The sequence below is a fragment of the Paenibacillus sp. PsM32 genome (assembly GCF_030433815.1).
GTDB classification, from domain to species: domain Bacteria; phylum Bacillota; class Bacilli; order Paenibacillales; family Paenibacillaceae; genus Saccharibacillus; species Saccharibacillus kyungheensis.
Genome location: NZ_JARUWY010000016.1, coordinates 40,585 through 51,648 on the forward strand (window position 1 = coordinate 40,585; position 11,064 = coordinate 51,648).

The 11,064-nt window shown below is 31.7% G+C and carries 9 protein-coding genes; all 9 read left to right on the plus strand.

Going from position 1 to position 11,064, the window contains the following annotated elements:
• Window positions 1–30 precede the first annotated feature (30 nt).
• The gene (gene galU, locus QCD85_RS21345; RefSeq protein ID WP_301263835.1) at window positions 31–915 is read left to right on the plus strand and encodes a UTP--glucose-1-phosphate uridylyltransferase GalU; all 885 of its coding nucleotides are present in this window, start codon (window positions 31–33) and stop codon (window positions 913–915) included.
• A gap of 729 nt (window positions 916–1,644) precedes the next feature.
• A complete protein-coding gene (locus tag QCD85_RS21350) occupies window positions 1,645–3,867 on the plus strand; it encodes a hypothetical protein (RefSeq protein ID WP_301263836.1) in 2,223 nt (740 codons plus the stop codon).
• Window positions 3,868–3,891: 24 nt separating this feature from the next.
• Window positions 3,892–5,943 (plus strand): hypothetical protein, encoded by a 2,052-nt coding sequence (locus QCD85_RS21355; protein WP_301263837.1) that lies wholly within the window; start codon window positions 3,892–3,894, stop codon window positions 5,941–5,943.
• Window positions 5,940–6,632: an HAD family hydrolase gene (locus tag QCD85_RS21360; RefSeq protein WP_301263838.1), complete on the plus strand. Its 693-nt coding sequence runs from the start codon at window positions 5,940–5,942 to the stop codon at window positions 6,630–6,632. The genes QCD85_RS21355 and QCD85_RS21360 overlap by 4 nt, the downstream gene beginning before the upstream one ends.
• Window positions 6,629–7,699, plus strand: coding sequence for a class II aldolase/adducin family protein (locus QCD85_RS21365; protein ID WP_301263839.1), 1,071 nt, complete (start codon window positions 6,629–6,631; stop codon window positions 7,697–7,699). Before QCD85_RS21360 ends, QCD85_RS21365 begins: the two co-directional genes overlap by 4 nt.
• Window positions 7,700–7,714: 15 nt before the next feature.
• Entirely contained in the window at window positions 7,715–9,361 is a 1,647-nt protein-coding gene (locus tag QCD85_RS21370; protein ID WP_301263840.1) for an NTP transferase domain-containing protein, read from the plus strand.
• 2 nt (window positions 9,362–9,363) lie between these two features.
• Window positions 9,364–9,765: a GtrA family protein gene (locus QCD85_RS21375; protein WP_301263841.1), complete on the plus strand. Its 402-nt coding sequence runs from the start codon at window positions 9,364–9,366 to the stop codon at window positions 9,763–9,765.
• On the plus strand, window positions 9,728–10,453 hold the full coding sequence (locus tag QCD85_RS21380) for a glycosyltransferase family 2 protein (protein WP_301263842.1): 726 nt from the start codon (window positions 9,728–9,730) through the stop codon (window positions 10,451–10,453). Before QCD85_RS21375 ends, QCD85_RS21380 begins: the two co-directional genes overlap by 38 nt.
• The gene (locus QCD85_RS21385) at window positions 10,431–11,018 is read left to right on the plus strand and encodes a hypothetical protein (protein WP_301263843.1); all 588 of its coding nucleotides are present in this window, start codon (window positions 10,431–10,433) and stop codon (window positions 11,016–11,018) included. The genes QCD85_RS21380 and QCD85_RS21385 overlap by 23 nt, the downstream gene beginning before the upstream one ends.
• The last annotated feature ends 46 nt before the right edge of the window (window positions 11,019–11,064 follow it).

Here is an 11,064-nt window from a genome sequence, read left to right on the forward strand (position 1 = left end):
CAATCAAGCATAGAAAAAGGAGTTTGAACCATGAAAATTCGTAAAGCCATTATCCCAGCAGCAGGATTAGGAACACGTTTCTTACCTGCGACTAAAGCGATGCCGAAAGAAATGTTACCGATTGTAGATAAACCAACGATTCAATATATTATCGAAGAAGCGGTAGCTTCCGGAATCGAAGATATTATTATCGTTACAGGTAAAGGCAAACGCGCGATCGAAGATCATTTCGATTACTCGTTTGAATTGGAACAGAATTTGGAAGAAAAAGAAAAATGGAAACTTCTAGATGCTGTACGTGAATCTTCTGAAATGGCAGATATTCATTACATTCGTCAGAAAGAACCGAAAGGACTAGGACATGCGATCTGGTGTGCTCGTAAGTTTATCGGAGATGAGCCATTTGCAGTGCTTCTAGGCGATGATATTGTCGAATCCGATGTTCCTTGTCTGAAGCAGATGATGGATGTGTATGAGAAGCATGAGTCTTCTGTAGTCGGTGTGAAAGAAGTGCCATGGGAACATGTATCTCGTTACGGATTGGTAGATGCTGATCCTACGACAGAATCGGATCGTCTATACAAAACCAAAGGTCTAGTAGAGAAACCACCACGCGAAGAAGCACCTTCAAACTTGGCGATCATGGGTCGTTACATTTTGACTCCTGAAATCTTCGATATTTTAGGTAATCAAGATGCTGGCGCAGGTGGCGAAATTCAATTAACCGATGCTATTTCAAAATTAGGCGAAAAACAAGAAATCTTAGCTTATCAGTTTGAAGGATTACGTCATGATGTTGGTGAGAAAAGTGGATTTGTTCAAACAACTATCCATTATGCATTACAGCATCCTGAATTACGTGAATCCACATTAGAATATTTGCGCGAAGTTATGGCAAAAGAAGAAAATAAATAAAAAGAAAAAAGGCGTTCTCTCATTAGGAGAATGCCTTTTTTTGTATTAAGACTTAATTAAATACTCATAATTTTTGACCAGTGTAATTGAAGATAGTATACAGACCTAAAATAGCTATATTATTAGCTAATGACTAATATCAATTTGCTTGCTATGAGATAATCTGTAAGTTTGAATAAGACTAACATTTCGTGTTTTTAATTGCAGATACTAATACTCAGACTTAATATACACATAACATGTTTACTTAAAATATATAAGATTAATAGCCAACAAAGCTCAAATATTTTATTATTGAATTTTGTGAGGGTATATCTCAATATATGTTTAAAGTACTTTATATTATAATTGATTATAGTATAATTGATACGAGCATGAAATGGGATTTTATAAAGAAACGCTTTTAACATTAAAAAATTATTTCTATAATCAATAGGGTTAGCTACAATATCATATGATGTTATTAGATATATAGCCAAAAGAGAGTTTCTCTTGTAATAAAATAGCTATTGGATATCTTCAATAGTAGAATTGGTTTATGATACGAGAAAAGTATATTGTCAAAAAATGGTATGCTTAGTATCGGAATATTGCATGCAACTTAAATTTTATGGGATTACTGATTAAGGAGAACACAACAAATTTGTAAGAAGAACATATCAAGAAATATATAGCAGTGAGTAATGATGTTCTTTTGTTAAAGTATTTTAATGAAAAAAGGAGAATATAATGGAATTTAATAAAGTGAATAAAATGAGCAAAAAGCAGGGTGCTCTATTATTAGTAGTGTTCATTTTTCTTGCATTTCTATATACACAAGGGTACAACAAAGGAACTTTTACATCAAAGATATATATGCAGAATCAAATGCAGCAAGTTCAGTTACCCGGAGGAATCACATCAGATAGATCCATTGAGCAAGAAATTACTATTCCTGAAAACTACAGTGGTAGTTTTATTGATCTCAATATCTTCTTTGCTACATATCAAAGAGTTAATCATTCTGAATTACTTATCTCTCTTACTCAAAATAATATAAGCGAATTAATACATCTGGATGCTGTCCCTCTTAAAGATAATTCATATGCTGAAGTAAGGTTTAAAAATAGCGGGTTCAAGTCAGGTCCAGCTACTTTGAGAATCACTTCCAATACTACTGATACAGCAAAAACATTAACAGTAGCGTTGACAAAAGATATTTCACAAGGCGAAGCATCTGTTGATGGAACTCGTCAAAATGGTTATGGATTGCTACATCAAGAAATTTATCCTGTGAAAAATCTTAATGGTGTGTATTTTATTTTATTTCTACTTTTCTTTTTCTTTAGTGTATTGAAGATATTAGATATTCAATACCGAAGAATAAATTACTATATTTGTATGAGCGTAATTGGAACTGTCACAATGATTATGTACTTTTTCCCTTCTGCATCTGTTGCGGCTGAAAATTATGCTGAAGCAGCTACTAATTATTTTATGGCAGCTTATGAAAAGGGATGGATTGAAAGCTTAAAACAATTAGATGCTGGATATTTACCATTATTACCTCGGATCATATCATTGATTTTAGTGAAGATACTTCATGTTGGTACTAGTTTTGCTATTATTACGCAGTGGATCGCTATCATTTTATTAGCATTATTTACATCTTTATTTAACCTTAAAACGTTTCGTCAATTGATTCCTTCTGATTTTATTCGTTTTATAGTCGGTTTTGTAATTGGAACCGGATTATTTCACGATTATGAATTATTCATGTTTATTAATTTTTCATATCTAGCTTTAGTTCCATGTCTACTGGTCATGTTTTTTAATCTAGAAAATGTGGAAAAATGGAAAATTTTCTTATTAGGGATAGTTGGATTTTTACTAGTCTCCTCCAAAGCATATTTCATTACATTTTTTCCTTTTTACGGCCTTTTGTTTTTGTATTATTTCTTTAAAAAGAAATATAAATCTGCGATTTTTTATGGTGTAGCAACTATTTCAATGTGTATACAAATTATTGTTGTTATTTCTAATCGCTCAACATGGACCACACAATCTGTAGGTGAGAATGTTGACACTAGCTTATCTCATATGATTTTCCAGCTTATTTCCCTATACATTCACAATGTCTACTGGTACTTTTTCGAAGTATCTAATTCTATGACAAGTGGTTTTGGAAAATTCATGGTTATGGGGTTTTTAGTACTAATTTCTTTGGCAATAATTTACTTTGTACGAAAAAATGGCAATAAAAAGATTTTTGTTTTTATTCTAGTGACTCAGTTATTAGCAATTATGGCATTAACCTTATCTTTAACTGTTCCTTATGTAAAAGAAATGAGTGTATGGTCACCTGGGTTTGAAATTCCTTATAATCGACATTTTATATTTAGTAATGTTCTTATTTTTCTAGGGGTATTAGTTGCTTTTATCCATACTTTTAAATCAAGAAAAGTTCAGTTTGTTATGGCAAGTATTTTCTTGGCTATTTATATTCTAAATGGTTATAAAGGTACAGATTTTTATCCCTATGAGAATATGTCCTACTCTCAATGGCAAGAGAATTTTAGTGCTTTTGAACAAGGTGGATGTGTACCAGTCAATCCGAATCCTTGGATGATCTGCAAAGAAGGAACAAAATATTTTGCTCCTGTTGCTGTAGTCGATGAAGATCCTGTACTTAGTGTAGATGTAGCAGAGTCTAATCCAGAAAGTCTGAATTGGAAAGAAACGGGCTTAGTATTAGACAAAACAAATCCTTGGAATCAAAAACTTAAAGTCGTTTTGTATAACCAAAATTTCGAAAAAATTGGAGAATCTGTAGAAACATCTAATCCAACGTATCGGTATGGCTATTTTAAATTTGATAAAGAATTAAATGTATCTCGTGTAGAGTTTTATACAGAGCGAGGTCAGCCAGTTTCATTAACGAATCCAATCTTGACGTTTTTTGGAACTCCATAAAAGATGAACAAATGAGGTCAAAAAGTGATAAAAACAAAAATTAAATTTTGGTTCCTAACAATTTTAGTGATCAAAATAATAGCGATGATGCTATTCTCGTCTGGATATCAAGATGATTTATTTAAGCCTTTTATTCAATATTTTGTAACACATTGGAGTAACCCTTGGAATTATTTTTATAATATTCATTATTTTAATAATCCTTTTCCGTACCCACCATTGATGCTGTATGTTTTATCATTAAGCTATTTTCCAGCAGCACAAATATCACTACCCTTGTTTGTTGATAACTTTTTGATTAAGCTTCCGAGTTTATTGTCAGATGTGCTTATCTACTGGTTGTTAGTTAGGTTATATCCATTTAGCAAATTAAAAGTACTCATTTATTATTTTGCCTCACCTATTATTTTTTATGCTTTTTATATTCATTCGCAACTGGATTTATTACCAACAGCTGTTTTATTTTTAGCTTTCTATTTTTTAGTAAAAGATCGTTGGAAATTATCTGCATTTATATTTGGGCTTGCTATTGCGATTAAATTTCATGTTATTGCTGCTCTTCCTTTAATACTCATTTATTTATTTAAAGCTAGAAATAAAAAAAGTTACCCTTTTTATTATTTAGGAATCGTGATTTGTATGTATCTAATCATTTGTTTACCTTTTTTAAATTCAACAGCATTTCAATCCTATGTGCTGCTTAATCAAGAACAGAATCAAGTTTTCTATGTATTCTTTTCATTTGGTGGCTTGAAGTTGTATCTTGCTCCTTTAGCTGTTTTTGCGATTTATTTAAGGTTCATAGCATATAGTAAAATTAATCATCAACTTCTTTTTAGCTTTGCCGGACTTTTATTTTCTATTTTCATTTTAGTTGTTCCACCTATGCCTGCTTGGTATATTTGGATTATTCCTTATATTTGTATTTATTTTATCAATCGTAAAGAGTCAAATGATCGTAGTACTTCTTTATTGAACTTGATTTTATCAGTTACTTATCTTGTCTATTTTGTATTTTTTCATAAGACTTCACTAGGTGATATTTCTTTTTTAGGTCAACCCGTAAACCTGAAATTAGGAATTGAACATTTTGCTAATTTAAGTTTTACACTTTTAGAAGGTAGTTTATTAGCGATTGTTTATTTTTCTTATCGTTATGGCTTAAAAAATAATGCTATTTATAAATTGAAAAATGTCCCTCTTTTGATCGGAATCGGTGGAGATAGCGGTTCTGGTAAGAGTACTTTGTTAGATGATATTTATAGACTACTTCATGAAAAAGAAATACTGTTAATAGAAGGTGATGGAGATCACAAGTGGGAACGTGGACATGAAAATTGGAAACAAGTGACTCATTTAAATCCTAAAGCTAATTTCTTGCACCGCCAATCTGAGGACATCTTAGCCTTAAAACGTGGAGAGTCTATAGAACGCGTAGAATATGATCACAAAACAGGTGGATTTACAAGTCCGCGTAAAGTTAAATCTAAAGATTATGTAATTGTAAGTGGATTACATCCATTTTATTTGCCTAAAATGCGTAGAGCCTTAGATTTAAAAATCTATCTAGAAACAGAAGAAAATCTGCGTAGGCATTGGAAAGTACTCAGAGATACCAAAAATAGAGGTTACTCTAAAGAGAAAGTTCTTGAGCAGATCGAAGATCGAATGTCTGATGCTCAAAAACATATTTGGCCACAGCGTCAGTTTGCCGATCTCGTTGTTTGTTATTTTTCTGATGAAGATATTGATATTGGAAATATAGAATGTGATCCGAAGTTGAAATTAAAATTGACTGTAGATTCTAACTTGAATCTTGAAGATTTGTTAGACGAATTATCAGAACAAAATATTGAATTAGAACACGATTATTCAGAAGATTTGAGAACTCAATATATTATTATAGATCAATACCAAACCAACATTAATTTCAAAATGATTGCTGATAAAATTATTCAAAATAGAGAAGAAATTATTTTTGATGATTCTATTTGGTACTCTGATTATAGAGGTATTGTACAATTGCTCATATTATTAATGATTAGTGAAAAGTTAAAGGAGGAGCGTCCCTATTGAAAAAATTTAAAGGTATAATATTAGATCTTGATGATACGTTATATGACTATAAATCTGTTAATAAAATAGCGTTATCTTATACGTTTGAACAGATCAGTAAACGAACGGGTATTACTTTTACAGAAGTAGAACACCATTTTTTTGCTGCTCGTAGTCAAATTAATACAGAATTAGATCGTACAGCATCTTCTCATAACCGATTATTATATTTTCAACGTATGTATGAAATGATGAAGTTGAATCCTGTTCATCATGCTTTAGAAACTTATGATCATTATTGGAATACGTTATTAGAACATATCCATATAAATGAGTCTGTATACGAATTCTTAGATTCTATAAAAGATAAAAAAATATGTATTTTGACTGATTTAACGGCTCATATTCAACATCGTAAAATCAAAAAACTTGGCTTAGAGTCCTATATAGACTACCTAGTGACTAGCGAAGAAGCAGGACGTGAAAAACCACATCCATACATGTTTTTGCTAGCAGTTCAAAAAATGAGTTTATCATTGTCTGAAGTATGTATGATTGGGGATAGCTATACCAAAGATATATTAGGAGCACAAAGAGTGAATATTGAGGCTTTCTTTTTCAATCCAGAAAATCAAAATGTACAAACATCAACTACAATACATTCATTCTGTAATTTTAATGAATTGATAAATATGGAGATGACAATATGAATGAATTATTAGAATTTGTGAAAATGTCCAAATATGCAGGTGAACGTTTTGATTTGACTCAAGCCGGAGGAGGCAATTCTTCAGTCAAGTTAAACAATGGAAAGATGCTTATCAAAGCATCTGGATATCTGCTATCAGATGTAGAATTAGAAAAAGGATATGCTACTTTAAATCATAGCCAAGTAGTAGAGGCACTGAACAATCCTACATTTGAAACAATTTCGAATAAAAGAGAACGAGAACAATATGCTTCTCAGTTAGTAAATGAGTCTTTAATTAGCACAGAATCAAGACCATCTATCGAAACTTTTTTGCATTCGCTATTATATCGTTTTACTTTGCACACTCATCCTGTGGTTGTAAATATGGTAACTTGTCAAAAGGATTGGGAAGATAGACTAATAGCGTTATTTGGGGATCAAGCATTATATGTTCAATACGAGACACCTGGAATCGAACTTGCTATAGCAATGAATGAAAAGCTAAAAGCATATCGCACAACTCATACAGAAGATCCTCAAATTGTATTTTTACAAAATCACGGAGTAATTATTAGCGCTTCTACAGCTGAAGAAGTGTATACATTGAATGAGAAAGTATTATCTATTTTAGAAAAAAGTGAAAATGTTGATTTCTCGCGTTATAGATACACCAATCAAATATCTTCTTTAATCAATCAACACAATAATACACAATATATCGCTTATTTGTCTGAAGATACACAAGTGAATCAATTAGCTACTCATCAGAAATATTTGGAAGTTACTCCATTTTGTCCGGATGGATATGTATTTTGCGGTGCAAAAGTCCTTGTGTTACCTAAATTAAACTATGAATTTATGAAAAAATATATAGATTCCTATCATGATGTTCCTAAAGTGATTGTATACCAATCTATGGTTTTTTTGATCGCAGTTAATGTTAAAAAAGCAAAAGAGATGGAAGAAGTATTTAAATTTCATTTAATGACAATTCATTTTGCTAAAAAAGAAATTAACACATTACCAACTGATGAAATTAAATATCTGGGAAATTGGGAAGCCGAAAAATATAGACAAAAATTATAGAAGCAGGTGTATAAAATGCAAATTGTCATCCCTATGTCTGGAATCGGTAAACGTTTTATTGATGCGGGTTATAAAGATCCTAAACCATTAATTGAAATTGATGGTATACCTATTATTGAACATGTAGTTAACATGTACCCTGGCGAATCTAATTTTATTTTTATTTGTAACTCAGATCATTTAGCGAATACACATATGAGAGCAGTACTGGAACGTATTGCTCCTACAGGTCAAATTATTGAGGTTGCTCCACACAAGAAAGGACCTGTGTATGCAGTAACTCAAATATTTGATCTATTAGATCAAGAGCAAGAAGTCATTGTGAATTATTGTGATTTTAGTGTGTATTGGGATTATAAAGATTTCTTAAAACATACACGAGATCGAAATGCTGATGGTGCTATCCCTGCTTATAAAGGATTTCATCCTCATATGCTTGGAACAACAAATTATGCTTTTATGCGTGACGATAATCAGTGGATGCTTGAAATTAAAGAAAAAGAACCTTTTACAGATAACCGAATGGAAGAGTACGCTTCAACAGGTACTTATTATTTTAAAAAAGGCTCTTATGTTAAAAAATATTTTCAACAACTTATTGATGAAGATATCAATTTAAACGGAGAGTATTATATCAGTTTAGTATACAATCTTTTAATTCGTGATGAGCTAAAAGTATCAATCTATAGTATTCAACATATGTTGCAATGGGGTACTCCACAAGACGTACAAGAATACAATACATGGTCTAGTTATTTTAGTCAGGTTACTCAACACAAGGCTGAATATCAATCTCAGTCTAAATCGACTCTTCTAATGCCTTTAGCAGGCGTAGGTAGCCGATATGTCAAAGAAGGTTATAAAGATCCTAAACCATTAATTAGCGTTTCAGGCAAGCCAATGATCATTCAAGCTTCAGGTAGTTTACCACAAGCCGAAAATCAAGTTTTTTTATGTCAAAAAGAACATTTAGCAAAATATCCTTTAGCAGAAGAAATTCAAAACGTATATCCTGATGCAAAAATCGTAACAGTTGAATCATTAACTGAAGGACAAGCTTCTACTTGCGAACTAGGATTAGAGTATATAAATGCTGAAGATTCCTTATTAATTGGTGCATGTGATAATGGAATGCTTTGGAACTCGGAAAAATTTCAGCAACTTGCTAATGACCCGGATGTAGATGCAATTGTATTCAGTTTTCGTCATCACGTTTCCAGTGAACGTAATCCACAAATGTATGGTTGGGTTGATATAGATGAACAACAGACCATCAAAAATGTTTCTGTTAAAAAGCCGATTAGTAATGACCCTTTTAATGATCATGCAGTAGTAGGTAGCTTTTATTTCAAGCATGCGCGCATTTTTAAAGAAGCATTAGATCAATTGTATGCCAAAGATATTCGCATTAATAATGAATTTTATGTAGACAGTCTGGTTAATGAAGTAATTGACCTTGGGTATACAGCCAAAGTATTTGAATTAGATCAATATGTAGGTTGGGGAACACCGAATGATTTGAGAACTTATGAATATTGGCAAAGTTTTTTCCACAAATGGGCTTGGCATCCTTATACATTAGATCAGGAAACGATCATAGAGCCTTCTGCTATACCTGAATTGAAAAAGCAATACACTACTTTCGATCAGGAAAATCGTTAATTATGTTAAAAAAGCAACTTTTACGCTTCCTGATTACTGGATGCTCGGCAGTAATAACAGATAGTATTGTATATTATCTGTTATTAAACATTCTCTCTACTTCTATTTCTAAAGGAATATCTTTTTTATGTGGTGCAGGAATTGCATTTATATTAAATAAATTATGGACATTTGAGGCGACTAAAAATACAGCATCTCATGTATGGAAGTTTAGTATACTATATTTGTCTACACTAGCTATTAATATATTGATGAATAAATTGACTTTGATTATTTTTCCTTCTAATTATATTTTAGCTTTTTTAGTAGCTACGGGAACAAGTATGGTATTAAATTTTATTGGTCAGAAATGGTGGGTGTTCAGGAGTGATAAAATTATCGGTGATCGTTCCATGTTACAATGAATCGAAAAATATACCTTTGATTTTAGAAAAATTTGATAGTGTCATTAAACGAAAAGACATTGAAGTTATATTGGTGAATAATGGTTCCAATGATGGTAGTCAGGAATTAATGGAGAGCCTAATTATCAACTATCCATTTGCTCGAATTGTACATGTCAAAGTTAATGAAGGCTACGGATTTGGGATTCTATCAGGGCTTCGTGAAGCCAAAGGAGATTACTTGGGTTGGACCCATGCTGATATGCAGACAGACCCTTATGACGTGATCAAAGCTTTAGATATAATTGAAGAACAAGGGAATCTTACTCAAATTTACGTTAAAGGTGAACGTAAAAACCGCCCATTATTTGATCAATTATTTACTACAGGAATGAGCATTTTTGAGACATTTTATCTGAAAGAAAAATTATATGATATTAATGCACAACCTAATATTTTTCATGTCTCATTTTTTAAATCGTGGACTGCTCCGCCTCATGATTTCTCATTAGATTTATATACTTTGTATATGGCGCGTCAGCAAAAGATAGATATCATTCGTTTTAATGTTATTTTTCCAGAAAGGTTACATGGCGAATCAAGCTGGAATACTGGCTTAAGTGCCAAATATAAATTTATTAAACGGACTTTAAGTTTTAGTAAAAAACTAAAAAAGGAGTTGAAAAATGTATATCGCCCATCGCATTAATACAGTTGCTGAACTACAGATGATTCCTTTAGAATATGGTGCTGAAATTGATATTCGTGATTTAGGTGACCGTTTAGTATTACAACATGACCCTTATGTAGATGGAGAAGATTTAGAATATTTTCTTCAACATTATCGACATGGTACTTTGATTCTTAATGTAAAGAGTGAACGAATAGAGCACAAAGTAATAGAACTGATACAAAAATATAATATACAAGATTACTTTTTTTTAGACAGTACTTTTCCAATGATTTTTTTGTTAAGTAATCAAGATGAAAAGAAAATAGCTCTCCGCTTTTCTGAGTATGAAGGGATAGACACTATAAAATCTATGATAGGTAAAGTTGACTGGGTATGGGTAGATTGTTTTACACAGCTACCTATAAATCAGGAGAATTATGCCTTACTTCGTGAATGGGGATTTAAACTTTGTTTGGTATCTCCAGAGCTTCAAGGTCGTGATCAAGATATTGAAGAGTATAAGCAATATTTAGAGGGTCAAGGTATTGTTTTCGATAAAATTTGTACTAAATCATATAATATTAAGCGCTGGCAGAAATAAGAATTTATTTATATCAAAAAACCGTTATTCTCTATTATGAGAATAA